Origin of the sequence: Enterococcus sp. BWT-B8 (assembly GCF_020567625.1) — a bacterium.
Classification (GTDB): Bacteria; Bacillota; Bacilli; order Lactobacillales; family Enterococcaceae; genus Enterococcus_L.
Genome location: NZ_JAJDJV010000005.1, coordinates 36,090 through 61,066 on the forward strand (window position 1 = coordinate 36,090; position 24,977 = coordinate 61,066).

Here is a 24,977-nt window from a genome sequence, read left to right on the forward strand (position 1 = left end):
TGAGATAAACAACAAAGTTGGATGTAATGTTGTCTTTTTGAAAGGAATTTTTGCAATGAAAAAAAAAGATCTTCGAGTAATGAGAACTCACAAGATGATTATTGAAGCTTTTTTTCATTTAGTTGAAGAGAAAAGCTTGGATGCAATCACGATTCAGGAAATTGCCGACCGGGCAATGATTAACAGAGCCACCTTTTATGCACACTTTAAAGATAAGCAGGATCTTTACGAGCAGATTTTTGATTTTGCTGTTCAGGCGTTTACCTCCGTTCTTGATGCAGATACCACTATTCAACAGAACAAATTGGAAGTAAAAAAAATTGAATTGCTGTTAACAAGAATTTATAACAATATTCATAAAAATAAGAATTTCTTTCTGACAATTATGGATGGCAGCTCTAATGAAGTGTTGAGAAGAAAGCTGGCTGATATTCTCTATGAAAAATATTCCTGTATTTTTTCACAGTTAAAAATCACCGAAAATGATATTGAAGTTCCTGTTGATTTCATCATTGAATATATGACATCCATATTTGTAGGAACACTTCACTGGTGGGTCAGCAGTGAAACAGATATGACGCCAAACCATCTGGCACGTTTGGTGATTAAATTAGTTGGCAATGGACATCTGACCGTTTTAGGGATAGAGATTGAGAAGTAAGAGGTTAGATTGCTGTTCTTTGAAAAAAAGTTGGTTGAAGTTCTGTAATGACTTCAGTATAAAATTACAATTCTCTTCTACTTATATCAAACAAAAGAAGCAAGCCTCCTTCCTGCGGATCAGGTGAAGGTACTTGCTTCTTTTGTTGTATCAGAAGAATTAATGGCTCTTATCTGTTTTTAGCCCGCCATTTTTTGTTATGGGCTGTTTTTCTGTCCGAAGTTATTTTACCGGGAAAACCAGCTTTTATCTGATACTTTTTTTGTTTGCTTAAATCATACAATCTTTCAGCTGTATCTGTAATTTTTTCTTTAAGATTCATCTGTTTACTCTCCTTTACCTGTTCATCAACTTATACACTTTCATTATAGAATAAAAAACAGAGCTGCTCAAGAATTATGAGCAGCTCCAAAGACTGGGGTAGCTGGATTCGAACCAACGAGTGACGGAGTCAAAGTCCGTTGCCTTACCGCTTGGCTATACCCCAAAAATAAAAAATGGAGGAGAGTGGATTCGAACCACTGAACCCTAAGGAACGGATTTACAGTCCGTCGCGTTTAGCCACTTCGCTACTCCTCCAAAAGGTTTCTTAAAAACCTGACTTATTCATAATACATAATTTCATCTGTAAATGCAAGTGTTATTTATAATTTTTTTCAGCATTTATTCCGCAAGATTCCATTGACGAATAATGCTCTCAATTCCTTCATCAACTGTCTTAACTGTTGCCTGTGTACCGCCATTCATTTCAATCGTAAAACGCTTTTCATCTTTTGGAATAATCCGTCCGATTTCTTTCTTTCCGATTAATAACTTTGTTACAGTTATCTGTACGCCGGCAAGCGTTTGTTTTTCTTCCTCAATTCTTACCTCTATATCTTTATTCTTTTTTGACATTCTTATCCCTCCCGAAATAAATCATACCATAATCAGAAAAAAAAGCATCTATTTCTTTTCAAATAGACACTTTTACACTTATTGCCTAAGCATTCGTTTTCTTTGAAATTCACTGAAAAGGGCAAAGAATACGCCGATGGCAACGGATATAATCCCCATTACAATAAACATTTGAAGAAAGCTGGCTAAATAAGTTTGTACAAATCCATACATTGCTTTAGATTGTATTCCCAGACGCTTCAATACGCCTGTCAGCAGGAAAAATGCCGGCAGAACGATCATCATCAAACCGCCGCCTGTAAAAATATAGCCCCAAAATCTCACCAGTCGGTGAAAATATCCTCTTAATGAGCTGAAAAGAACAGCACTTAAGATTGCCCAAAGAATACCGCAAACAATCATGAATAATAAAAGCTTTGATTTATAACCAATCATTCGATTTGTAAAAGAAACCAGAAAAGGCAGCTCAATATACCCATCATATATTTCAACAGAGCGATCAGCCAAAAGAAGGATTGAATTTTCCGTATCCTTAGTAACATCTATACCCTTATCCGTTGCATATCTCTTGATTTTCTCAGTTACAGAATTATGGACATTTTTCTGATTTTTTAGTTCAAAATCTTTTCCTCTGTTATACATTGCAGTGAGATAAGACTTTACATCTTCCTTTACAAAAGCTTCTGTCACCGCTATTTCTAAAACTCCGGCCGGAATATTGCTGCCTAATGCGGTATTTTCTATCTGCTTATTAATTTCTTCAGATAAATTGGTGTAATAATCTGATTTCTCCGCTTGCCTTTCCAAATATTTTCCACTAAAAAGTGTGAGGTACAGACTTAGCAGAATCAGAAAACCAAATAAAAATACCATTGAAAGAAAAGCCAGAAATTGTCTTGCAATCGTTTTACTTAATGGTGTTGAGTGTTGCATTTCTACTTCGCTCCTCATTTTAGACATCCCCATCTATTAACGGTCCCGAAACATAGTCTGCAAAAACAAACACCCGTTCCGGCGTTAACCCTATGGCATCCAGCGGGTAACAAGTATATAAAATCAGAGAATGCTTTGTTTTATCTCCAAGTCTTTCTTTAATAACCGGGTCTGTATAATGTGCAATCTTCTTTTCTGTAACCTGATAAGTATAATCTCCATAATGTGTACTGATGGAAATTGAATCACCCGGCTCCAAATAGTAAATCTTACCAAAAGAAGGTGCGTTATGCCCACCAATCAATGTTGTCCCAATATCTCCCGGGATCATACTCCCAATATATTGACCAGCGCCCAGGCTTAAAATATCTTCGCTATCTCCATAAAATAAAGGTTCATTAATTCCAACTTTATCAATAATCACCTTGCCGAACTGATCTCCTCCATCCGGATAAATCAATGTCGATGAGGCTAATTTTCCTTCAGAATTAATAGACTGTTCTTTTTCAGTCTGCTCAGCTTCAGCAAAAAGATTATTTTTTTCACTTTCAAAATCCGGAGCATCGCTTAATAAAATCAACTCAACAGCTGATGAAGCAAAATTAATGACAGGTGCACCGATAATATAAATGATAAGATAGCCAAAAATCATAAAGAGAAAGGGCACATAAAAATATGCCCCCACCCTTTTGAACGTTTTTTTACGCAAGTTTACGTTTTCTACTTACAAATGCCGCACCTGCAGCAGCTGCCAGTAAAGAACCAAAAGTGATTCCGCTAAGAACATAGCTGTTTCCAGTGTTTTTAACCGCACTGCCAGAGCTGTATACTGGATTTCCAGCAGCATCTGTTACAGTAACAGCGGTATAAGAACCTCCGCTGCCGAAAGTGATTTTCACACCTACTGCATTACCAGCAGCAATAACATAGTTCTTCAGCTGATCAAGTACACTTGTCGGCAACAAGCGTAATGCATCTCCCAGAGTTGTTGCATTTGTTGTATCTACATTTTGAGCTCCAACTAAAGCAACAGCTGCACGAATGTTTGTAAGAACTTCTTCAACCTGTGCATCTGTTAATGCTACACGTTTCAAATGATTCTCAGCAGCATTAATTTCTGCTGCTTCAAAGTAGAATTTCTTTCCGCCAATCGTTGCACCTGCATTCAACTCATTTAGGATTTTTTGCTCATTGGCTGCAATCGCGCCATCTGCTGAAGCTGGCATAGCCAAGCCTAGAGCAACAAAAACTACAACTAATAATCCCAAGATTTTTTTCATGTAATCTCCTCCTATCTTTAATTATTTATAAAAAATTACCGGCAAACTTTGCAGTTAGCCAGAATTAATTATACCAACAAACAACGGGGTGAGTAACATATTCTCCCCTTACACAAAAAAAGACTATTTACTGATATCCGAATGTTTTTTAAGAAAAAAGTGAAATTTCCAAAGCCCTGGTAAGGTCTGAAATGGAAATTTCTCTTCATTCGATAATGCGTTTACTCACTACAATTAATGAAATTCTAAATTAAAGTTATCATATGGATATTTATTAGTCAATGCTTTTCAAAGACTTCAATTAGAAAAATATTCTAGACATTCTTTTTGGTAACAAGGGCTACTTCAAAAACATCGTATCCGGCATCTGTTAAAATACGTTGAATTTTCTCAGTTTCCCGACTTTCTACCTGCATTTCAATAATCGTCTCCAGCTCTTTACGATTTACTACTACCGTCATAATACTGAAATCATTTTCCGCAAGAAGTTCTGTCATTCGTGCAAGAATTCCTTTATGATCCTCAGGAATACGAATCTGAATTCTTGTTCCCCCATCATTATAACCTGTTATTTTTAGGAAAGCATCAAAAATATCATTGTTTGTAATAATACCAACCAAATCATTATTTTTATCAACAACAGGCAATACACCTATATTGTTGACTCTCATTTGATAAATACCATCTTCAAGTAAAGCATCAGGATCAACAGTCAGAACATCTTTAATCATAATATCAGCAACTGTTGTTTTGTTTAAAAGATAGTTTACCTCATACACGCTCAGGCTGGTTGCCTGAGAGGGCATTGCCGACTGAATTGTTCCTTCTGTCAGCAGTCCCACCAATCGTTCATTCTTAACAACCGGCAGTCGGTGAATATCGTTTTTCTTCATCAAATCTACAGCATCAAAAATTTTCACATCAGGCTGTACAACGATCAGATTTTTCGTCATAAAATCTCTTATACTCATTAATTAGCCTCCTAAATATGCTTTTTTCACTTCTTCATCATCAATCAGTTCTTTCCCAGTTCCGCTTAAAACAATCTTTCCGGTTTCAAGTACATACCCTCGATCAGCGATTGACAGTGCCATTTTAGCATTTTGTTCAATCAGTAAAACAGTAGTTCCCTGCTTATTGATTTCCTGAATGATGTTAAAAATTTCCTGAATAAAAATCGGTGCAAGTCCCATTGATGGTTCATCCAGCAGCAGCAGTTTCGGTTTTGACATTAGAGCACGTCCCATTGCCAACATCTGCTGTTCGCCTCCTGAAAGTGTAGCTGCATCCTGATTTCTTCTTTCTTTCAAAATTGGGAAGCGATCGAAAATCATGTCATACTCTTTTTTAAACTCATTTGATTTACGTAAAAACGCACCCATTTCAAGATTTTCCTGCACAGTCAATCCAGGAAATACATGTCTTCCTTCCGGCACCTGACATAATCCAGAGGCGACAATTTTCTGCGGTACCATTTTTTGTATCTCGTTTCCTTCAAAAAGAATTTTCCCGCCTGATGAGCGGGTCAGTCCTGAAATCGTTCGAAGAATTGTCGTTTTTCCAGCGCCGTTTGCACCAATCAGAGAAACGATCTCTCCCTGCTCCACATTAAAGCTGACTTCTCTTACTGCTTGAATCATACCATAATGAACAGATAAATTTTCAATCGACAGCATTACAGCTCACCTCCAAGATAAGCTTCTATTACCTGAGGGTTATTCCGAATTTCTTCCGGTTCTCCTTCAGCAATGACCCGTCCATACTCAAGAACATAAATTCTCTGACACACTTCCATCACCAGACTCATATCATGTTCAATCAGCAAAATTGTAATTTGAAACTCTTTTTGTATTTTTCTAATCAGTTCTGTCAGTTCAGCTGTCTCCTGTGGATTCATTCCAGCAGCCGGCTCATCCAGAAATAGAACCTGCGGATTTGTCGCTAAAGCACGAACGATTTCCAATCTGCGCTGTTCTCCATAAGGAAGGTTTTTAGCTAGATGATCTGCTTTCCTTTCCAGTCCAAAAATCATAAGCAGTTCTCTGACTTTTTTCTCCAGCTCTTCTTCCTTTTTATAAAACATCGGCAGGCGCAAAATACTGGAAAAAATGCCTTCTTTATTTTTACTGTTCATTGCAATCAATACATTATCCATCACAGTCAGTTCTTTGAACAGGCGAATATTCTGAAAAGTTCTGCTAAGTCCCATATCTGCAATTTTATAAGGTTTCATCCCATTTAGTATATGCTTTTTCCCCAGCAGAGACAATTCAACGGTTCCTTCACTTGGCTCATAAACCCCTGTTAGCAAATTGAACAGCGTTGTTTTGCCGGCACCATTCGGACCAATAAGTCCAATTAATTCGTTGGTTTCCAAAGAAAGATTTACATCAGAAACAGCCGCCAAACCGCCAAAGTTTTTAGTCAGATTTTTAACTTCCAATAGAGGCATTTGAATCGTCCCCCTTTTTATTAAATAAGCGTTTTACTGAAAATTCCCACGTACCCAATAAGCCGCCCGGTTTGAAAATCATAATAATAATTAACGCCAGTGCATAAATAATCATACGCAGTTCCCCAAAGTTTTGCAGATACATATTCATAACCCCTAATGCTATTGCAGCAATAACGGTTCCAGTCACACTTCCAATTCCACCAAATACCACGATAATCAGAATATCTATGGATTTCATAAACCCAAAATCTTTTGGTGCAATTGTTTGGATATAACTTGCATAAATTCCTCCGGCAACACTGGCAGTCATCGCTCCAACTACGAAAGCAATAACTTTATATTTTGTTGTATTAACTCCCATTGATTCTGCAGCAATTTCATCTTCGCGAATAGCCATTGTAGCTCTTCCGGAACCGCTGTGAATATAATTGACAACAATCAAAATAGTTACCACAACAAAACCAAAAACCATAGACCAGTTAACGAATGGCGGAATACCGAAAATTCCAGCCGGTCCATTTGTAATATCTCTCATATTAATAATGACAATCCGAATAATTTCCGATACACCTAATGTCGCAATAGCCAGATAATCTCCTTTCAATCGCAGTGTAGGAATACCAACCACAACCGCAACTATCCCTGAAAGGAGGATACCTAAAAGCAAACCTGTGAAAAAGCCGGCTAAAGTAGGATTTTTTACAGACATAATTGCCGTTGCATATGCACCGATTGCCATAAAGCCGGCATGTCCCAATGAAAACTGTCCGGAAAACCCGATAATCAAATTTAATCCCAAAGCTAAAATTATATTCATTCCAATGGTGATAAGCGTATTTTCTAAATACAGATTTACCGCACCAAGAACATAAGCTGCATAAATTGCACCATAAACAGCTAAAGCAATCAGCGACCAGATTAGGATATATTTCATATTTTTCTTCATGCATATCGCCTACACTTTCTCTTTAATATTTTTCCCTAATATACCTGCAGGACGAATCAGCAAAATAACTATCAGCAAGGCATATACAACAGCATCTTTATAATCGGAGAAGCCAAAAGCCACTGCCGCTGTTTCCAGCAAGCCGATAACGAAACCACCGATTGCCGCGCCGGGAATAATACCAATTCCACCGACAACTGCTGCTACAAATGATTTCAGTCCGGGAACAACCCCCATCATCGGATCAATGGAATTGTAGTACAGCCCGATCAGCATACCAGCTGCAGCTGCCAGAGCAGAACCCAAAGCAAAGGTAAATGAAATGGTTCGATTAACATTGATCCCCATCAGTTGAGCAGCATCAGAATCTACACTCACTGCACGCATAGCTTTCCCCATCTTACTCTTTTTAACAATCACCTGCAGCAAAATCATTAGGAACAGAGACGTAAATAAGATAATCAACTGAATATTGGAAACTTCAATAAATCCGATTTTGTATGTTTCCAGTTTAATTGCCTGAGGAAAAGCACGAGGATCCGATTTAACCATTTGAATCATCACATTCTGAAGCAGGAAAGATACACCGATCGCAGTGATTAATGCGGCGATTCTGGTTGATTTCCTTAAAGGACGATAAGCTAAAAACTCAATGATTACACCAATCACAGCTGCACAGATCATTGATAGAATCAGTGCCGGAAAAAATCCAAGATTAAAGCTGTTAATAAAAAAATATCCCATAAATGCACCCAGCATATAAACTTCTCCATGGGCAAAATTAATTAATTTTATAATACCGTAAACCATTGTATAGCCTAAAGCCAACAATGCATATATACTGCCAAGAAACAGTCCGTTTATTAGCTGTTGAATCAGCATTTCTATTGCCATTTAATCACATCCAGTTTTTGGTTTTTCAGTAACAAAAGAAGCAGTTGTTTTTTATGAACAGTATGAAGAGTCAATTCCTCCAGCAAAACTGTTTTTATTAATTCAGCTTCATTCTGTTGTTTATTCAATTCAGAATATATTTAGAGACTGGGATACAAACAAATCCCAGTCCCCATCATTCTAAAATTATTAAGGATTAACAGGCTCTGCCGATGTTTCTTTTCCATCAGTCAGTCCAAGTACAACCGCAGATTTTTCCGGGTTATGGTTTTTATCCATTGTCATAATTCCAGTTACGCCTTCAAAATCTTTCAATTCAGACAATCCTTTAGTAATACTTGCAGAGTCCGCTGAATCCTGATCTTCCATTGCCTGCTTCAGCATGTATACTGAATCGTAAGCAAGAGCATTAAATGCTGAAGGTTGTTTGCCGTATTTTTCTTTAAATGCTTCAACAAATGGTGTAACTTTATCTGTTGCCGGTGCATTTTCAGAGAAGTGACCCGTATAATAGACATTACTTACGTTCTGACTTCCTGCAATTTCAACCAGTTTTTCGTCGCCAAATCCATCTGCACCAATAATTGGTTTATCAATCCCCATTTCTCTAGCTTGTTTGATAATCAAACCAGCTTCAGTATAGTAGCCGGGAACATAAATTACATCATAATCAAGGGCTTTAATTTTAGTCAATAATGCCTGAAAATCTTTATCTCCGGCAGTAAAATTTTCTTCCCTCACGATTTCGCCTTTATAAGTATCTTTGAATGAATCAGCCAAGCCAATTGCATAATCACTTGATTTATCTCCAAGAATCACGACTTTATCAGCTTCAAGATTATCTTGAGCAAAATTAGCTAAAATAACCCCCTGGAATGTATCCTGGAAACAAGATCTGAATACATATTCCTGCACTGTATCATTGGCAGTTGTAATACTATCATCTGTTCCTGAAGGTGTAATCAACGGTACACCCGCTTTTGTCATATTTGGAATAGTCGCTTTCACCGCTCCTGATGTTGCTGGTCCAACTACTGCAACGACTTTGTCTTCATTTGTCAGATTGGAAGCAACCGATGCTGCTTCACTGTTTTCTGATTTGTTGTCCTTTGAAACTAATTCTAATTTCTTACCTAGTACTCCGCCGGCTTCATTAATCTCTTCGACTGCTAATTCAATGCCTTCTTTTTCGGCATTTCCGTAAGCAGATACTCCCCCGGAAAGTTCCATGTTCATCCCGATTTTAATTGTATCACCGTCTGATGTATTTCCGGCTGAGTCTCCCCCGCCGTTTGTTGCAGCTGGTCCGCATGCTGCCAGTAAAAATAGGCTGGCAAATAAATAACTAAATTTTTTCATCCGATTACCCCCTCGTTTCACTCTGCAAATAATAATTATTAAAGAGTATGTATACAAATATAATAAAAAAGAAGATTCTTGTCAACGAATTTTCAGAAAATTTCTATAATTCAAATTATTAAAGGAACTATGGAAAAATCTGAGCAGAAAATAACTTGCTTTTTTTAAATATTATATGCATATTTTGGAAGAAAAATCAGGCATATAATAGCGGGATGAAAAATGATTGCTTCTTGGTTTTCCCTACTTCAAAAAGCATTGGATTATCTGATTTCTTTGTTCAATTAGGAAAAAAGTCATCCTGATTAAGCATTTTTTTCGAATCAGCTCAAAAAAATAATTAGGAGCTACAAGTCAATGCAAGAAAAATCATTTTGAATGATTCTTTTGAAACATGGGGTTACTCTTTCTTTATTAAAAAAATAAAGGCGCAGGATTTTATTCCACGCCCCTATTCTTATTTTTGTTTTTCCAAAAAATTTGCTGCTGCACCAACTAAATTTGCATCATTTCGATAATCACAGATGACTATTTCCGGAACAAAATCCTTCAACTCAAAATGTTCCAGTTTTTTCTTCATTCTTCCATTGATCTCGTCCAGCAGCCCTTCTTTCGCTGAAATCCCGCCGCCTAAAACAATTATTTCCGGATCTAATGAAAATTGAATACTGAAAAGTCCCTGTGTCAGATATTCATAGAAATTTTCTACTTCTTCTGCTGCCACATCGTCTCCCTGTTCAGCTAGTTGAAACACTTCCTTGCCAGAAACTGTTTCACGGTCAAGGCCCTTTCTATCGCAATAACGCCAAGCCATTTGAACTGCAGTTCCCAGAGAGCTGAAGGTCTTTCCGTTATTCAAATACATCAGACCAAACTCGCCTCCATATAAATGAGCGCCTTTAACGATTCTGCCATCATGAAAAACAGCTCCGCCAATACCTGTACCGATTACAACGAAAGCAACTTCCTTTTTACCTTTGGCAGCCCCCTCAGCGATTTCAGCAATACCCGCACAATTAGCATCATTCTCGATCGTTACAGGTAATTGAAAAAGCTCTTCCAGCTCATCATAAATGTCAAAATGATGAATATAGGGAATAGCGGAAATCCCAAGAATTTGTCGTTTTTCTTCATCAACAGCTCCCGGAGCACTCATTCCAATTCCTTCAATAGAGTACGTTGCAGCTTTGATCACTTTGGAAAGGGATGCTTTCATCTCTTTCCACGTTTTAGGTGTGACAAAACTCCCAGTTTCATGAAGTTCATTCTTCTCCCACACACCATATTTCACTGCTGAACCGCCCAAATCAAATGCCAAGATTGCCATTGTTCTCCACCCTCTATCTTTATTTTTTGTGTTTTCTGTAATTATAGGGACCATGATATTCTTTGTCAGGATTTCTACGCAGACTGAATTTTAATGGAACATAATCAATTCCGCCTTTTACAAATGGGTGACAGCGTAAAATTCGTGCTATCCCCATAACACCGCCCTTAATTCCGCCATGTGTATGAACAGCATCCACCATGTATTCTGAACAAGTAGGATGGTAGCGGCATCTAGGTCCCAAAGCCGGGGAAATAAATCGTTGATAGAAACCAACGACAGAAATGATCATTTTTCCAAACATCTTTTACTCCCCCTTCTTCCCCGCTCGCAAAAACTATATCGCTTTTCCCACACTTATGCAAGTCCTCAATCATTGCATAGATTAATAAGTTTAAGTAATCTAAAAATTTATCCTCCCCTTGTACCGAGGACTATTCAAACACCCGAAATCGTGCTAAACTATGACATAGTGAATGGAGGAATAAACATGGGTTTAAAATTTGAACGAGTGGATGATTTAGATAGATTATTTGAATCTTTCGCTGTTGATCCTAAGAAAAAGGAAAAGCCGCAAGAAGAACTTGCTGAGAAAAAGGAAGACCAAAAAGAAACAGAACAATAATCAGAAAATCTGGTTGTTGTTCTGTTTTTTGATTCACTCAAGCAAATCAGATTATAAATATTGTTCGATTGCTTTCCAGGCTTCCTGTTTCCCTTGTTTTGTTTCTGAAGAAAAGAGGATAAAATCATCAGATGGATCAAAATTCAATGTTTTTTTAACCATACTTTCGTGTTTATTCCATTTGCTTCGTGGTATTTTATCTGCTTTTGTTGCAACAATTATTACAGGGATATCATAATATTTTAGGAACTCATACATTTGAACATCTTCCTGAGAAGGGGCATGACGTAAATCCACCAATGAAACAACCGCTTTCAACTGCTCTCTTTGTGTCATGTACGTCTCAATCATTTTCCCCCATTTAGCCCGTTCCGTTTTTGACACTTTTGCATAGCCATAGCCGGGAACATCGACAAAATGCAACGCATCTTCAATCAAATAAAAATTCAGTGTCTGTGTCTTCCCAGGTTTTCCTGAGGTTCTAGCCAGATTTTTTCTATTAATCAACGTATTGATAAATGATGATTTTCCAACATTGGATCGTCCGGCCAATGCTATTTCCGGCAGCTGTGTATCCGGATATTGTGCAGGTGACACTGCACTAATTACAATTTCAGCGTTATGTACATTCATGGTGAGCTCCTTATTCGTATTAATGATTTCATTTTTCTCTAGAAAAATGCAGTTTATTCTGCTTCCATACTTCATTAATCTGTGTTATGAGCTGCAGGACAGCTTTCGAACTGCTTCAATTCATAGAAAAAAGCTGAGATTCATACCTTCCATCAGATATTTCCTCCCAGCTTTAGAATTGCATATTAATGATTCACTGAAGCAATTTTAATCCGATTGTTTAACCGGCCTTTTGATCCTTTTTATTGTAAATGATCGCTGGTTTTCCTTTTCCTTCAACAGCCAATTCAGTAATAATTACTTTTTTGATTGTTTCATCAGATGGGATATCAAACATGACATCCAGCATTATTCCTTCAATAATAGATCTTAATCCGCGCGCTCCTGTATTCCGCTCAATTGCCTGCTTGGCAATTCCACGTAATGCATCATCCTCGAATTCCAGCTCCGTATTGTCCAAGGCCAACAGTTTTTGATACTGTTTCACCAAAGCATTCTTCGGTTCAGTTAGAATACGAACAAGATCATTAACCGTAAGTTTTTCCAAAGCAGCAGTAACCGGCAACCGACCAATAAATTCAGGAATCAGACCAAATTTAAGCAGGTCTTCCGGGATAATCTGCTGCATAATACTTTCATCTTCTGAAAGCTTGCTGTTGTTTGTTCCGAAACCAATAGTCTTGTCACCCAGACGGTTTTTAACGATACCTTCAATACCATCAAATGCTCCACCGACAATAAACAAAATATTGGTAGTATCAATCTGAATAAACTCCTGATGAGGGTGCTTTCTTCCACCTTGAGGAGGAACGCTGGCTACTGTCCCTTCCAAAATTTTTAACAGTGCCTGCTGCACACCTTCACCGGAAACATCTCTTGTAATAGAAACATTTTCGCTTTTACGGGCAATCTTATCAATTTCATCAATATAGATAATCCCTTTTTCAGCACGCTCCACATTATAATCTGCTGCCTGCAGAAGTTTCAACAGAATGTTCTCCACATCTTCTCCTACATACCCTGCTTCTGTTAAGCTGGTTGCATCAGCAATCGCAAATGGTACATTTAATGTTCTTGCCAAAGTCTGAGCGAGAAAAGTTTTACCGGAACCCGTTGGTCCAATCAGGCAAATATTGCTTTTTTGTAGCTCAACATCGTCTGAGGTATTATTCTCAGTATGGTTCACACGTTTATAGTGATTATAAACGGCCACTGAAAGAGAACGTTTTGCCTGCTCCTGACCAATGACATATTGATCTAAAATATCTAAAATCTCCTGAGGCTTAGGAACATCAGTCAATTCACGTACAGCTTCATCATAAAATTCTTCATCAATAATCTCTTTGCACAGATCTATACATTCATTACAGATATAGACACCCGGTCCTGCAACAATTTTCTTTACTTCCTCCTGTGTTTTACCACAGAAAGAACAACGAACAGGTCCATTATTATTTGTGTTGTCGTACACGTATGTTCCTCCTTAAAAAATAAAAAGTAACTGAGAGAACAGTCTTAGGGAATCATATCACAAATAAGACAAAAATGCGAATTTTGCAGCAGCAGTTTTTAGAATAAAGATATTCTTAAATAAATCTTCTTTATGTTATACTATGGGATGTAGCGTTTAACTTATAAAACTTAATAAATGGAGGGCATAATGCATGTTGGAAAAAATTTTACTAGGTACATACACTCGAAGAGCTAGTAAGGGAATTCATGAAATTCTATTAGATACAGATAAAGGACAGCTTTTAGAGGTTGAACTGGCAGCTGAAGGAAATGGTCCGACTTATGTAACCATGAGCAAGAAAGGAAACTTGTATTCAGTAATCGAATTGGGTGAGGAAGGCGGTGCAGCTGCATTCGAAAAAGATGGAGAAAAGAGCTTTAAACTGATTAATGCAGTAACAGAAAAAGGAGCCCCTCACTGCTATGTTGCCGTTGATGAGAACCGCCAGCTGCTTTATGGTGCCAATTATCACCGAGGCATGGTTTATACTCATCGTATACTGGCTGACGGATCACTGGAACTGGCAGACATAGTTACTCACGACGAGGAAACTGGTCCACATAAGAACCAAAACAATGCCCATGTTCATTATACAGATTTAACACCAGATCAACGACTTGTTGTCTGTGATTTAGGAACAGATCGTGTGTACACTTATGATGTGGATGATGATGGCAAATTGACAGAGGTTGCTCAATATGTTGCAGAACCTGGAACAGGTCCGCGTCATTTAGTCTTCCATCCAAATAATCAGTTTGCGTATTTATTTGGCGAATTAGACAATACTGTAACTGTATTAGCATATAATGCAGCTGATGGAACATTCAGCCAAACACAGAAATTATCTACACTGCCTGAAGATTTCACTGATTTTAACGGCGGTGCTGCCATTCGTATTTCAAAAGATGGACGCTTCCTTTACGCTTCAAACAGAGGGCATAATTCAATCGCTGTTTTTGCAGTCAACGAGAGCGGAAATGAAGTTGAACTCATTCAACTGATTTCGACAGAAGGAGATTTCCCAAGAGATTTTGCTTTGAACAGCTCTGAAGAATTTGTTGTTGCTGCCAATCAGAATACAGATAATTTAACACTTTATCGCAGAGACAAAGAAAACGGTCTGCTGACGGTAATTCAAAAAGATATCTATGCACCGGAATGTGTTTGTGTCTACTTTAAATAGAAAATAACTAAAAGATGAGCAATTTCAATATATGTATCCTAATCGTTCCAAAAGGTTGGTCAAATATAGCAGCTTTTTGACGATCGATACATTGTGAAGGCTCATCTTTTTTTGCCGATTTTTAATTGCTTAATAACATTTTTGTCTTTTGAACGGATACTTTTTTCAGTTTACCTTCTGCTTGAATGTTGAAAAATCTTCTGTTAACGTTCTGTTGCAAGCCTGCTTAGCTGTTCCTTTTTACAGATAGATAATTTTTGCTTTGACGAATGACCGCAATCTCCCTAGTTTCCATGATTCCTTCCAATGCAGCCAATGCTTCCAAAAACCGTTCATCTTCTTTTGCATACTCGTAAAATGGTAAAATTAGACGTAAAGGAGCACCTTTGATCAGTCATTTATCAGGAGTTGTTCAGTAATAACTGCTATTATCGTACCTGGGAAACATTACTTCCGAAATATCTTGAGTATACTGGTTTTCAGACAATTTCTTCTCTAAAATCCGCTTATATTCAATCCCCCAGAGACAACTTGAGAGAACGCGAATATTCTTCCATCCCCTCTTTTCTGCTATTCTTCTTTTTCATGACACACTCATTCTTTTTTTAATGACTTTATATAAAAAGAATGAAGTAAGATAAATTGGAAAATTCTGTAATAGCCAAGATAATAATCTGATTGTTTCCAGAAGTAGTTTCGACCTATCTGATTTCATTAGCTGTTTCTTCTATCTAAAGTACACGATATCCATGCACCACCAATTGATAAGAATTAATCATGTATGCACTATATTCTGTGATTTCAGTTCATAGAGGACTGCTAAACAATACATTTTTAACCAATTTATCGGAACTGGAAGCAGGAGATATTTTTATTCTGTCGATTTTAGATTCAGAAGCTTTCCTACAAGATATGAGGAATTGAAGTGATCAAGCCAACGACAGTTGAATCATTGAGAATTACCGAAGGAGAGGAACAGATGATATTAATAACCTGTATCCCATACGTTCACAAAACCGCTAATCCATGCTCTGAGATTTGTTCATTGAGATTCAAACTCTCTTTGTATCTAACCCCGAATAAATGGCGGTACAAAAGCCCCACTTTTATAAACAGTGCTTTTCAACTAATTTTCTACCTTAAAAGAATTACTACCTATTCGGTGTGTGTTATTTTTTAGTTTTTCTTTTACTGATATTATTTCCAAATTTTTCTATTTTAATTCCCTTTCCAAAATAAATCAAAAAAGAAACTGTTCAAGCTACAGGAAACTTTATAAGGCTCTTTCAAGTTTCACTGTAAAAACAGTTTCTTTTTTATCAGAGGATGACTTCTTTCCAATCAGGCATCGTGACATATAGAATAAGTCTATTCATTGTTTAAAAGCAGTACACTAATTCTCTTCTGCTCTTCTTTAATCTGCTTTTAACCAATTATTCTGTATTAGTTTTATTCTCTAACAGTTTAGTGCCGTTTACATCAGACAATTATTCATCTATTCTGCCTAAGAGATTTTCTTCTGCTATCTCCTCTTTATTATGTCTTTTCTTCAAACGTTTTTGCAGCTCTTTATCATAATTCCGCGCAGCAGGAATGAGGTAATTAAGAATACCGCAAAGTAGTGTACCAATTCCTGCAATTAAAAACATTTTTTCTACTCCTATATTATCTGCCAGCGGTCCTGCCATAATTAAACCTACAGGACCGGTAATACTCATCAGTGAATTCAATACACCTAATACTCGACCAAGATATTTAGGTTCGTAGCTTTGCTGGATCATTGTCATCAGCAATGTATTGAAATAAGGCGTTGCGAAACCGGCGATTGCATTCAAAATGATGAAGAGCATGAATCCTCTATTCGTTCCAGGAAGCAAGCCGCTGGCACCAATCGTCAGTCCAATCACAAAATACGCAAAAAATATAGGCTTCATTCGATCTTTCCAGTTTCCAAAAACACCTATAACTGCACCGCCTGCCAACATTCCTACTGCATAGATGACTTCAACCAAACCAGCCTGCCCTACTGTTCCTCCAAAGTAATTCATTGTCATCAAGGGATAAAGACTGGCTGCCGGCATGAAAATCAGCATAAATACAGCACCAATAATAGTGATGTACCAAAGACCTTTGTTTTCCATCAGTTTTTTTAGACCAAACTTCGTATCTGCCAAAAGATGTATTTTTTCCCCTTCAGAAACAATTCTTGGAATAGTTACAAAAATTAACAGCCCTACGCCCAAAAATGCGCCCAATACATCCAGCATAATCAACAAATTCATCGGCATAATGGTGAAAAGAAAGGCTCCCAGAGCCGGCGCAATGATAAAATTGGCAGATTGAACCATGCCCAGCTGACCATTTACTTTTGTCAGCTCTTCTTCAGGAACCATGGTCGGTAAAATCGACTGAATGATCGGCATCTGGAATGTTTGAGCTACAGCACGCATAAATAACGAAACGAAAACCAGCCAAAGAGGAAACTCATCAGCAAGAGTTCCTGAAACTGCTAAAATCAGTGCGAAAATCGCAACAATAATATCTGTAACGATTAAAATAGTTTTTTTATTCAACCGATCGACAAAAGGTCCAACAAACGGACTTAACAAAACCATTGGAATCATGCCCACTAATGTCGCAAAGCTGAGGATGGTTGCCGATCCGGTCGCTTTCGTCAGATACCAGATAATTGAATACTGAACAATCATGCTGGTTATTCCAGATAAAAATTGTCCAGTAAGAAATAGATAGATATTTTTTCTCCAGTGAGGAGGAATCATAATATTCTCAGTCATAAAAACACTCCTAATATTTATTCTTTCATGAAATAGTGATAGAACGCAATCGAGGTTGTGACAGAAGTGTTCTGTCTCAAGAACCCGGTAGGTATCATGCATCATCTACTCTGACGAGTCAATCGTAGTGATTTATGACAATAAGTCGGAATATACGAAAATTGTCAAGGAACACTAGTCATAAAATGACTAGCTGTGAATTGATACCTCCCTGGAGCTACTCATATTTTCAGTATCGTTCGACTTATTTCCGAAGAGACAGCTTCTGGAACACCGTTTATTCGGTTTTAGGATCTCAGATATACTTATGTCACAGTCCAATCGTGCTCCTGCTTGAGAAGCAAAAAGAAAGTTTGAAAAATCACTTTTTTCAATACCCCTATGCTTCGAAAGAATCTTCTGATATCGGAATGTTTTCCAAAATCAGAAGAGACTTAGGTTATTCTCATTCTTATTGAGTGAATTCCTGCTTTTTTATATAACATGAGAGCCGGCCCCTTTCCTCGAATTCTGTTCCTCTTTAATCGTACCTTATTGTATTGGGAGAGACAAGAAAAAAACTAATATTGGATCATTTCCACTCTGATCTTCGACAAGCGGAACAATTCAATCCTATTAAGATACAACCAACTTTTTAATCTACTAAAAAGCCGTACAAACCTAAATGTCTGTACAGCTTTTTTAGTTAGAGGGATAGTTCTTTTAAAATTTTTTAGACAGAGAAGCAGCTTCTCCATCAAACTGATTTTCTACTCCCACAAAAAATCAATTATGGAAAAACAGCTCTCATCTGCCTAATTTTCAATCCTGTTTTGAGATCAGCAGGAAAAGGATTTCCCTTTTTAAAGTATCCCCTGCTTAAGAAAGCGTGAGTCAGACCAACAACAGTCTCCGTCACCTTCATTTTTGTCTCAAAAATATTCAAAACTTAAAAGCTGACAGCTGTCCAGAAACTGTTCGCTCTTTCAAGATTTTGACCATTCAACGTTCCTTTTCAACCATTACCTTTTTTATTTTTCTATTTGTATCCTTTTTTATATAGATGAAGAATTATTCAAAGGAGTGACTCCCATCATCCATGTAAATAACACCCATCCAGTAAAAGCCCTGCAGTTCTTCATTCTTGGTTTTACTGAGTACCTTCTCTGCAATCACCGCAAATCGCTGATCATCCAAATCATAGGATGTACGCAAAACTGCCAGACCTTCTTTTTCCAAAGAATCAACCAGCTTATCAGAAATTTTATCCTCATCAAAAAATTTCTCTTCTACATGATAAAATTCTTTATCGGCTACATCTTCCGTAATTTCATAATCTAAAAGGTTTTTATCAAGGACATAAAGGCTGTCTTCCACCAATACTCGCTTTGATGCTTTTCCGGAAACATTGAGCAAGACATTATTCAGTAATTCATTATCATTATTGGTACTGTCCAGAACATTCCATTCCCCATTTACTTTGACCTTGTTCCAGGCATGTGGAAGATCTCCATCCAGATAACCAGTAACAACAATCGTTTCAAGCCCAGCTTCATCTGCCAGAAGCTTAAAAGCACTGGCATAGCTGGCACAAACGCCAACTTTATTAATCAAAACTCCATAAGGCGTAAATGAATCGTTAAACGCTTCATCAACTGTCACAAAATCATTTTCTTCCGCATTTTCCAAAGCAGCATTGTCATATTCAGCAATTTCACAAAGATACTGATTGATTGCATACTCTTTTTCAAGATCACTCATTTTATCCGTAATGATCTCTTTAACAACTTTTTTTACTTCAGCTCTTAATTCTTTTTGCTTCTTCTTCATTGCAGAAGTATCCATATTATAACGAATCATTATTTTCATGCCGTCATCTGAAATTGAGGCCCCTTCAGCACCCAAAATTAATGGGTTTTGATAAATTGCTTCCATCCAGGCATCCGCCAAATAAGTCTGATCTCGTGCTTCGGGAAAATCTTTTAGATCAATCGTTGTCTTGCCGGAAATCATATGAATCGCCAGGTACTCACTAAGTGCACTGTTTGCAGTGATTTTATCGGTTGTTTCCTGAATACTGTCAGATGATTCTTTTTCATCCTCTGTCTCTGCTTCAGCTTCAGGAACAACTTCCATTTCAGTTGTTCCTGCCCGACTGCGCAACAAGTTCTGCCGAGTTTCCAAAGCAGACAAATCATCCTCTAGCGTTTTTTGCTTAAAGGTTTCCACTCTTGCTTTCCCTGAAAAACCAGTTCCATCTATTGTATAGGGAATCACCACTACCTCTACTTTTTCGGCAGTCATATCGGACATATCTTCTTTTTCATACGAGTAAATAGACTCTGTTGCAACTTTCGCCTTAGATACTTCATAAGTAACGAGCTTCTGAACAAGAGAGCCGTCGCACATGGTCACCCAGCGATAAGAAGGCAGCTGACTATAAGAATCCGCTCTTAATTTACCTTCTTCTTCATTACTCAGATCAATTTCTTCATTGGAAGGTATACGTTCCGCCATCGAAGCAATATCCATCGCATTACTGATTGCTGATGTTCCGTCTTTAGATACAGCAATCACAGCATAATTACTTTGGTATGTCTGATCCTTATAAATCGGTTCATCCCCTTCACCATATTTTTCAATGTTGTAATCTTTCCGACGTTCGTACTCAGAAACTGAATACGTTCGTAAATAGGCAACATTCTCAGGCGTCCAGGTCGTCTCTTCTGTCTGCGCTCTGACAGAACCGCTCCATCGATACCCATTTTTCTCAGTATAATCGAGATCCAAAATATAGTAATATTCTGCATCTTCCACTTCATTCCAAGAATATTCCGGCATTCCCTCTTCATTGATTTTCATCTTCAAACGCAATGAATCGGGAATTTCATGAATTACTGAAAAGAGTGTTACGATTGGTTTCTCAAGCTTTTCGCCAGTGTCCAAATCTACACGGACGATCATATAATACTGCTGTAAGTTTCCCCAATCTCCATATTCCCCTTTATCAAACAAAGTGTACTCAGCACTATCATAGCCATAGGAATTTTTATCCAAATCAGAAGAAGATATAGAAGCGGGCGCTGTTTTCGGCGGCAGCACTTCAATTTGTGTCCGTTCTTCGTCCATTTCAAATCCTGTACCCAGCGATTGTGTCAACTCCGGATCCTGGAACACTTCAACAACTTCCGTGTAATTCTTCATTCCTAATTCTTCAGGGTCAAATCCGATTTCTATTTTGAGCGGTTCATCACGTTCAACCATCAGTCTTTCTTCAGAATAGATATAGGCTTCATCGTATTTATTCTTGATATCTAAAGCAAGCTTAGTCGAAGATATTTCGTTTCCTGCTGATTCATCTTTTTCAGCTGCCCTCTTTGTCCCCTGACATCCCCCCAATATTAGAGTTATTCCCGCCAACACCACAAAAATTTTATTTTTCATCTTCCTCTTTTCCGCCTTTCTACCAGTAATACCTTTTAAACTCAAAAAAGGTTACAGGTAAAATCACTTTTTATTCAAGTCTGTCTTTTATATACGCTAAAAATTCTGTTTCAGAAATTTCCTTTGCCTGAATAAAGTAATAGATTCCGTCTTTTTGATAGCCGGCAAAAAAAATATTCTCTTCATTCTTTGCCAGCCAAACATCTATTTCATTAAGCTTATTTGGCTCTGTTTCTCTCAGAAAATCCGGAATTACTTTGCTGCTTCTGCCTTTACTGACTTCAATATTTTCATTTTTACTTCCACCAATTTGACCGAAATTTTTGTCTATCGAAAAAGTATCGCTCTCCTGTTCAACAAATGCTATGCGAAGTGAATGCTGGGATTGATAATACCCATAACTGCCTGCACCAGCTATAATAACAAGAACTGCTGCCAATATCGCAAAGCGAACCGATTGTGAGAGCTTTCTTTTTACAGGTAAAGAAACAGGTTGTTCTTTTATGTCTGTTTTTGGAGGTACTTCCTGCTTTTTTTGTTCTTCACGTTCTCTCAGCTCAAGTCTGGTCTTCTCGATTAAACTTTTGGGAGCTTTAATTTGATTCAACTGTTTTTTATATTCGTCTTTCATTCAAAAAAATCTCCCTTCATTTTTAATCGCAATGCATCTCTTGCTCGAGATAATCTGGTCTTAACCGCAGATTCCGACAGCTCCAGCAACTGGCTGATTTCTCTGACAGAATAGCCTTCAAAATAAAACAAATGAATCACCGTTCGTTGATCTTCACCTAAAGAAAGACATGCCTCTAAAAGATTCTCAACATTTTCATCCTGAGAAATCGTCTTTTGTTCCAGCAAATACTCATCCATTCCCACTCTTTTTTTACTCCATGAAGTATCAAAATATTTTTTACAACAATTAATGGTGACTCGAATCAGCCAGTGCTTCGCATGCTCTTTACTTTTCAGTGTATGTATATGTTCTACCAGACGCAAAAATACTTCCTGAAATATATCATCGGCATCGCTGGATTGCTTCATTTGAACAAAGGCGATACGATAAACCATATCCGCATATTCATCAAGCAGTTCTTCAGCACCCAACAGCTCTCCTTCTTCCTTTCTCATGTTTCCTCCTTACTATAAATACCCCTTAACCGTAGAAAAGTTACCCGGTTCCAGTATAAATTTATTAAATATTACTCCAAACAATTATTTATTATACCAGACTCAGACTTGCAGTTGTCTGCAATCTTTAAAAAGGAATTTCCAATATTTACTTATTTCAATAGAGTTTTTGAGAAAGCTTGAGGGCAAATAACCCTTGAATGCAAAAGACATTTTCTGCACTCAGGGCTCTATTGTAATATTGTTGTTTCGACATTTTAAGATGATTAATTGAATATATTTTATGAAAATAAAAAAAGAACCCGCCCCTTGGGGGAGGGCGGGAAAGGAGTTAAAAAATGAAAAAGTGTTTATTAGGGTTTGCTTATTTGGTATAACTCTATATTACTGATCAAGTATGAATTTTTTGGAATAAAGTTATTTTTCTATGATGAAATTTATGTGACTATTTTGTGACACATAATAATAGGTGAGTTTGGAACAGAATCAAAGTTCCAAACTCTCTTCATACCTAAACCCGAATAAACGGCGGGACAAAAGCAACTCCTTTTACTACCGATAAACAAAACCATTGCTTCAATTACAGTCACTGTTTGATTTCTATTCTATGCTTATTTTTCTGCACAGTTGGCAATATACTGCATATTTTTCTGTTCCTTTTTAAAATAGCGGAACATTGTCATAAACTGTTCTCTATTCTCTTTTTTCAAGCCGTTTTTGATAAGCATGAACGCTCCGCGAAATCCTTCATCACGAATCATTCCTCTAGGATTCATTAATGACATGGCTCCTGTCTGATACTTGACCTTTCGAAAACCGGCATCCGCATACTGCTTTTGCCAGCTGTCCAATGTTAATGGAGCTACCCGCATGTTTATCGCACGGCTAAGATCATTCACCAACTGCTCATTGGGTTCCGACAAACTAATATCGTGTGTTAACAGCTTTCCTCCCGGCTTTAACACACGGTAGTATTCTTTCAGCGCTTTTGCTTTCGAGCTATTATCCAGCATTGTCAGCATGGCTTCATTAATAACGATATCAAATGTATTATCTTCAAAGGGAAGTTTTAATGCATTTCCGGATTGAACGCTGACTGTATCCAGAAGACCGGCCTTCTGGATGTTCTGTTTTGCCTTTTCGAGCGCTTTCTTATCCAAGTCCACACCGATAATTTCACAATGATATTTCTGCGCAACCTCCACCAATGTTGTTCCCATATTGCAGGCAACTTCAAGAACTTTACTTTCACTGGAAAAATTTCCTTCAGACAATAACCATTGCGTTGCCTCCAATCCACCGGGACGAAGCCGCTTCTTCCCCAGTTTAGCCAAAAATGTATGACCTACCTGTTTTCCAGCCATTCTTACAACTCTCCTTCTGGTTTTACCACAACCAAAAGCATTTGAAAAGCTTCTACTGCGTACAGTGCATGCTTAATATTTGCGGGCATAATAATGGTCTCACCTGCATTAATAACAAATACTTCATCTCCAATAGTTATTCTTGCCTGACCACTCAAGAGATTGACCATTGCATCGCCTTTTGAAGAATGTCCGCCAATCTCCTGATCTTTGTCAAGGGAAAGAATAGTCATTCCCAAGTCTTGACGTTGTACAAGAGTCATGCTTGCAACCTGTTCTTTCTCAACCGGTACCTCTTCTCGTAGATTTAATACTTTACTGTGCGGTATTTTCTGTATATAACTCATCAGTTTCTTCCTTTCTTTTATAATGTTTCAATTTGTAAAAATTTACATTGCTCATCCGCCTTGATTTCATGAAGTACTTTTGGAGTAATGACAATGAGTTCACCTGTCTTCAAATAATGCGGTTCATTTTCTATCGTTACTTCCAGCGATCCATCAATGATTTGAATCAGCTTTGTCAGATTTGTTTGTTCAGCACTGATACTTTCTCCTTTATCCAGCGCATAAATCATTAAAGGCAGCTCAATATTAAATGTTTTGTGCAGATTCCTGCTTCTAATTTGACCATTTTTATAATCAATTAGCTTATTTAGAGATACTACAGTATTATTCATTCCTAATCCCCTCTTTTATAAATGAGCTTTTTTTGATAGAATTGAACTGATACAAATGATAATGAAAATCATTCTCATTTAAAGATAGCACAAAAATAAAATAAATTCGGTTGCATATGCAACATGGAGGAAATTTATGGAAAAATACCTTCCGTTAATTCAGCATTCTGTATTCTTTAACGGCTTTACTCTGGAAGAGACGCAGACAGCATTGAATTGTTTACAGGGACAGACAATTTTATACGCAAAAAAAGACACACTCTTTTATCCTGATACAGTGTTTCATTCAATCGGTATTCTTTTAGAAGGAAGTGTTTATCTGAGCAAAACAAACATCCATGGGGAGCGGCAAATCTTTGCTGAGCTTTCTGCCGGAGAACTTTTCGGGGAAAATTGTCTGTGGGAAAAAAATACGATCAATAAATTTGAAGTCGAAGCTGCCGCTTCGTGTATTGTGTTGTACATTGAAAGAGACAAAATTCTGCATCCCGAAAAAACGACTTGTCCGTTGCGTCAACGTATCATTGAAAATCTGTTCCAGCTACTCTTATCAAATAATCAGTCTCTTTATCAAAAAATAGACTTAGCTTCACAAAAAAATCTCCGTGAACAGCTGCTCTATTATCTACAACTTCAAAGCAGAAAAAACAACAGCAGCCAATTCGATATTTCTTTTTCTCGTCAGGAGCTTGCTGACTATTTAGGTGTTGATCGCAGTGCACTATCCAGAGAACTGGGTAGAATGAAAACAGATGGATTGATTGATTATAAAAAAAACTCATTCACATTGATCTCTCAAAATTAAGCCTCAGCAATAAAAAAATCGGAGTATCCTGTTCTCTATTAACAGGTTCCCCGATTCTTTTTTTCCGTCATTTTTTA

Annotated in this window: 26 protein-coding genes and 2 tRNA genes; 4 read left to right on the forward strand and 24 right to left on the reverse strand. The window is 37.4% G+C overall.

From position 1 onward, the window contains the following. Positions 1–55 precede the first annotated feature (55 nt). Positions 56–661, forward strand: a complete 606-nt coding sequence (locus LI951_RS06530; RefSeq protein ID WP_202067154.1) for a TetR/AcrR family transcriptional regulator — start codon at positions 56–58, stop codon at positions 659–661. A gap of 169 nt (positions 662–830) precedes the next feature. Here the strand turns inward: LI951_RS06530 and LI951_RS06535 are convergent, their stop codons facing one another. From LI951_RS06535 to yidD, 15 genes are all read right to left on the reverse strand, one after another. Next, positions 831–983, reverse strand: coding sequence for a hypothetical protein (locus tag LI951_RS06535; RefSeq protein ID WP_202067155.1), 153 nt, complete (start codon positions 981–983; stop codon positions 831–833). 93 nt (positions 984–1,076) lie between these two features. Beyond that, positions 1,077–1,148 (reverse strand) — tRNA-Gln (locus LI951_RS06540). An 11-nt stretch (positions 1,149–1,159) separates the two neighbouring features. Next, positions 1,160–1,240: transfer RNA gene (locus LI951_RS06545), tRNA-Tyr, on the reverse strand. Between the two features lie 84 nt (positions 1,241–1,324). Continuing rightward, positions 1,325–1,558 carry a DUF2969 domain-containing protein gene (locus tag LI951_RS06550; protein WP_202067156.1) on the reverse strand — a complete coding sequence of 78 codons (234 nt, stop codon included), beginning with the start codon at positions 1,556–1,558 and terminating at the stop codon, positions 1,325–1,327. Between the two features lie 78 nt (positions 1,559–1,636). Next, positions 1,637–2,491, reverse strand: coding sequence for a hypothetical protein (locus LI951_RS06555; protein WP_229441639.1), 855 nt, complete (start codon positions 2,489–2,491; stop codon positions 1,637–1,639). Between the two features lie 19 nt (positions 2,492–2,510). After that, positions 2,511–3,158 (reverse strand): class D sortase, encoded by a 648-nt coding sequence (locus LI951_RS06560; protein ID WP_229441640.1) that lies wholly within the window; start codon positions 3,156–3,158, stop codon positions 2,511–2,513. A gap of 34 nt (positions 3,159–3,192) precedes the next feature. Next, positions 3,193–3,771 (reverse strand): hypothetical protein, encoded by a 579-nt coding sequence (locus tag LI951_RS06565; protein WP_202067157.1) that lies wholly within the window; start codon positions 3,769–3,771, stop codon positions 3,193–3,195. A 314-nt stretch (positions 3,772–4,085) separates the two neighbouring features. Then, positions 4,086–4,742, reverse strand: coding sequence for a CBS domain-containing protein (locus LI951_RS06570; RefSeq protein ID WP_202067158.1), 657 nt, complete (start codon positions 4,740–4,742; stop codon positions 4,086–4,088). A 3-nt stretch (positions 4,743–4,745) separates the two neighbouring features. Further along, entirely contained in the window at positions 4,746–5,447 is a 702-nt protein-coding gene (locus tag LI951_RS06575; RefSeq protein WP_202067159.1) for an ABC transporter ATP-binding protein, read from the reverse strand. Next, complete coding sequence (locus LI951_RS06580; protein ID WP_202067160.1) at positions 5,447–6,223, reverse strand: ABC transporter ATP-binding protein; 777 nt, start codon at positions 6,221–6,223, stop codon at positions 5,447–5,449. Before LI951_RS06580 ends, LI951_RS06575 begins: the two co-directional genes overlap by 1 nt. Next, positions 6,204–7,172: a branched-chain amino acid ABC transporter permease gene (locus LI951_RS06585; protein WP_202067161.1), complete on the reverse strand. Its 969-nt coding sequence runs from the start codon at positions 7,170–7,172 to the stop codon at positions 6,204–6,206. The genes LI951_RS06580 and LI951_RS06585 overlap by 20 nt, the downstream gene beginning before the upstream one ends. A gap of 9 nt (positions 7,173–7,181) precedes the next feature. Further along, positions 7,182–8,060 carry a branched-chain amino acid ABC transporter permease gene (locus tag LI951_RS06590; protein ID WP_202067209.1) on the reverse strand — a complete coding sequence of 293 codons (879 nt, stop codon included), beginning with the start codon at positions 8,058–8,060 and terminating at the stop codon, positions 7,182–7,184. A 195-nt stretch (positions 8,061–8,255) separates the two neighbouring features. Then, on the reverse strand, positions 8,256–9,425 hold the full coding sequence (locus tag LI951_RS06595) for an ABC transporter substrate-binding protein (RefSeq protein ID WP_229441641.1): 1,170 nt from the start codon (positions 9,423–9,425) through the stop codon (positions 8,256–8,258). A gap of 457 nt (positions 9,426–9,882) precedes the next feature. Further along, positions 9,883–10,752 (reverse strand): ROK family protein, encoded by an 870-nt coding sequence (locus LI951_RS06600; protein ID WP_202067163.1) that lies wholly within the window; start codon positions 10,750–10,752, stop codon positions 9,883–9,885. Positions 10,753–10,771: 19 nt separating this feature from the next. Further along, entirely contained in the window at positions 10,772–11,056 is a 285-nt protein-coding gene (yidD, locus tag LI951_RS06605; protein WP_229441642.1) for a membrane protein insertion efficiency factor YidD, read from the reverse strand. 186 nt (positions 11,057–11,242) lie between these two features. On the opposite strand from yidD, the gene LI951_RS15095 reads away from it, so the two are divergent. Then, entirely contained in the window at positions 11,243–11,377 is a 135-nt protein-coding gene (locus LI951_RS15095) for an SPJ_0845 family protein (protein WP_267491492.1), read from the forward strand. A 51-nt stretch (positions 11,378–11,428) separates the two neighbouring features. Here the strand turns inward: LI951_RS15095 and yihA are convergent, their stop codons facing one another. Both yihA and clpX read right to left on the reverse strand, forming a co-directional pair. Then, positions 11,429–12,010, reverse strand: coding sequence for a ribosome biogenesis GTP-binding protein YihA/YsxC (yihA, locus tag LI951_RS06610; protein WP_202067165.1), 582 nt, complete (start codon positions 12,008–12,010; stop codon positions 11,429–11,431). Positions 12,011–12,230: 220 nt separating this feature from the next. After that, complete coding sequence (gene clpX, locus LI951_RS06615; RefSeq protein WP_202067166.1) at positions 12,231–13,481, reverse strand: ATP-dependent Clp protease ATP-binding subunit ClpX; 1,251 nt, start codon at positions 13,479–13,481, stop codon at positions 12,231–12,233. Positions 13,482–13,674: 193 nt separating this feature from the next. Between clpX and LI951_RS06620 the strand changes: the two genes are divergently transcribed. Then, positions 13,675–14,706: a lactonase family protein gene (locus LI951_RS06620; RefSeq protein ID WP_202067167.1), complete on the forward strand. Its 1,032-nt coding sequence runs from the start codon at positions 13,675–13,677 to the stop codon at positions 14,704–14,706. 1,487 nt (positions 14,707–16,193) lie between these two features. On the opposite strand, the gene LI951_RS06625 is transcribed toward LI951_RS06620, so the two are convergent. The 7 genes from LI951_RS06625 to LI951_RS06655 all read right to left on the reverse strand — a co-directional run bounded on the left by LI951_RS06625 (position 16,194) and on the right by LI951_RS06655 (position 24,095). Further along, entirely contained in the window at positions 16,194–17,501 is a 1,308-nt protein-coding gene (locus LI951_RS06625) for an MFS transporter (protein WP_229441643.1), read from the reverse strand. Positions 17,502–18,551: 1,050 nt separating this feature from the next. Continuing rightward, positions 18,552–20,924, reverse strand: a complete 2,373-nt coding sequence (locus LI951_RS06630; RefSeq protein ID WP_229441644.1) for a transglutaminase domain-containing protein — start codon at positions 20,922–20,924, stop codon at positions 18,552–18,554. Between the two features lie 70 nt (positions 20,925–20,994). Continuing rightward, entirely contained in the window at positions 20,995–21,555 is a 561-nt protein-coding gene (locus tag LI951_RS06635) for a hypothetical protein (RefSeq protein ID WP_229441645.1), read from the reverse strand. Next, on the reverse strand, positions 21,552–22,052 hold the full coding sequence (locus LI951_RS06640; RefSeq protein WP_202067171.1) for an RNA polymerase sigma factor: 501 nt from the start codon (positions 22,050–22,052) through the stop codon (positions 21,552–21,554). Before LI951_RS06640 ends, LI951_RS06635 begins: the two co-directional genes overlap by 4 nt. 611 nt (positions 22,053–22,663) lie before the next feature. Continuing rightward, positions 22,664–23,416 (reverse strand): class I SAM-dependent methyltransferase, encoded by a 753-nt coding sequence (locus LI951_RS06645; RefSeq protein WP_229441646.1) that lies wholly within the window; start codon positions 23,414–23,416, stop codon positions 22,664–22,666. A 2-nt stretch (positions 23,417–23,418) separates the two neighbouring features. Continuing rightward, positions 23,419–23,763 carry a cupin domain-containing protein gene (locus LI951_RS06650; RefSeq protein ID WP_229441647.1) on the reverse strand — a complete coding sequence of 115 codons (345 nt, stop codon included), beginning with the start codon at positions 23,761–23,763 and terminating at the stop codon, positions 23,419–23,421. A gap of 17 nt (positions 23,764–23,780) precedes the next feature. After that, positions 23,781–24,095, reverse strand: a complete 315-nt coding sequence (locus LI951_RS06655) for a cupin domain-containing protein (protein ID WP_202067174.1) — start codon at positions 24,093–24,095, stop codon at positions 23,781–23,783. A gap of 136 nt (positions 24,096–24,231) precedes the next feature. Between LI951_RS06655 and LI951_RS06660 the strand changes: the two genes are divergently transcribed. Continuing rightward, positions 24,232–24,900, forward strand: a complete 669-nt coding sequence (locus LI951_RS06660) for a Crp/Fnr family transcriptional regulator (protein WP_202067175.1) — start codon at positions 24,232–24,234, stop codon at positions 24,898–24,900. Positions 24,901–24,977: the final 77 nt, after the last annotated feature.

Excerpts from the sequence above, each read along its gene's own strand:
- LI951_RS06530 (WP_202067154.1), top strand. The coding sequence starts at position 56 with ATGAAAAAAAAAGATCTTCGAGTAATGAGAACTCACAAGATGATTATT.
- LI951_RS06535 (WP_202067155.1), bottom strand. The coding sequence starts at position 983 with ATGAATCTTAAAGAAAAAATTACAGATACAGCTGAAAGATTGTATGAT.
- LI951_RS06550 (WP_202067156.1), bottom strand. The coding sequence starts at position 1,558 with ATGTCAAAAAAGAATAAAGATATAGAGGTAAGAATTGAGGAAGAAAAA.
- LI951_RS06555 (WP_229441639.1), bottom strand. The coding sequence starts at position 2,491 with ATGCAACACTCAACACCATTAAGTAAAACGATTGCAAGACAATTTCTG.
- LI951_RS06565 (WP_202067157.1), bottom strand. The coding sequence starts at position 3,771 with ATGAAAAAAATCTTGGGATTATTAGTTGTAGTTTTTGTTGCTCTAGGC.
- LI951_RS06570 (WP_202067158.1), bottom strand. The coding sequence starts at position 4,742 with ATGAGTATAAGAGATTTTATGACGAAAAATCTGATCGTTGTACAGCCT.
- LI951_RS06575 (WP_202067159.1), bottom strand. The coding sequence starts at position 5,447 with ATGCTGTCGATTGAAAATTTATCTGTTCATTATGGTATGATTCAAGCA.
- LI951_RS06580 (WP_202067160.1), bottom strand. The coding sequence starts at position 6,223 with ATGCCTCTATTGGAAGTTAAAAATCTGACTAAAAACTTTGGCGGTTTG.
- LI951_RS06585 (WP_202067161.1), bottom strand. The coding sequence starts at position 7,172 with ATGAAGAAAAATATGAAATATATCCTAATCTGGTCGCTGATTGCTTTA.
- LI951_RS06595 (WP_229441641.1), bottom strand. The coding sequence starts at position 9,425 with ATGAAAAAATTTAGTTATTTATTTGCCAGCCTATTTTTACTGGCAGCA.
- LI951_RS06600 (WP_202067163.1), bottom strand. The coding sequence starts at position 10,752 with ATGGCAATCTTGGCATTTGATTTGGGCGGTTCAGCAGTGAAATATGGT.
- yidD (WP_229441642.1), bottom strand. The coding sequence starts at position 11,056 with ATGTTTGGAAAAATGATCATTTCTGTCGTTGGTTTCTATCAACGATTT.
- LI951_RS15095 (WP_267491492.1), top strand. The coding sequence starts at position 11,243 with ATGGGTTTAAAATTTGAACGAGTGGATGATTTAGATAGATTATTTGAA.
- yihA (WP_202067165.1), bottom strand. The coding sequence starts at position 12,010 with ATGAATGTACATAACGCTGAAATTGTAATTAGTGCAGTGTCACCTGCA.
- LI951_RS06620 (WP_202067167.1), top strand. The coding sequence starts at position 13,675 with ATGTTGGAAAAAATTTTACTAGGTACATACACTCGAAGAGCTAGTAAG.
- LI951_RS06625 (WP_229441643.1), bottom strand. The coding sequence starts at position 17,501 with ATGACTGAGAATATTATGATTCCTCCTCACTGGAGAAAAAATATCTAT.
- LI951_RS06630 (WP_229441644.1), bottom strand. The coding sequence starts at position 20,924 with ATGAAAAATAAAATTTTTGTGGTGTTGGCGGGAATAACTCTAATATTG.
- LI951_RS06635 (WP_229441645.1), bottom strand. The coding sequence starts at position 21,555 with ATGAAAGACGAATATAAAAAACAGTTGAATCAAATTAAAGCTCCCAAA.
- LI951_RS06640 (WP_202067171.1), bottom strand. The coding sequence starts at position 22,052 with ATGAGAAAGGAAGAAGGAGAGCTGTTGGGTGCTGAAGAACTGCTTGAT.
- LI951_RS06645 (WP_229441646.1), bottom strand. The coding sequence starts at position 23,416 with ATGGCTGGAAAACAGGTAGGTCATACATTTTTGGCTAAACTGGGGAAG.
- LI951_RS06650 (WP_229441647.1), bottom strand. The coding sequence starts at position 23,763 with ATGAGTTATATACAGAAAATACCGCACAGTAAAGTATTAAATCTACGA.
- LI951_RS06655 (WP_202067174.1), bottom strand. The coding sequence starts at position 24,095 with ATGAATAATACTGTAGTATCTCTAAATAAGCTAATTGATTATAAAAAT.
- LI951_RS06660 (WP_202067175.1), top strand. The coding sequence starts at position 24,232 with ATGGAAAAATACCTTCCGTTAATTCAGCATTCTGTATTCTTTAACGGC.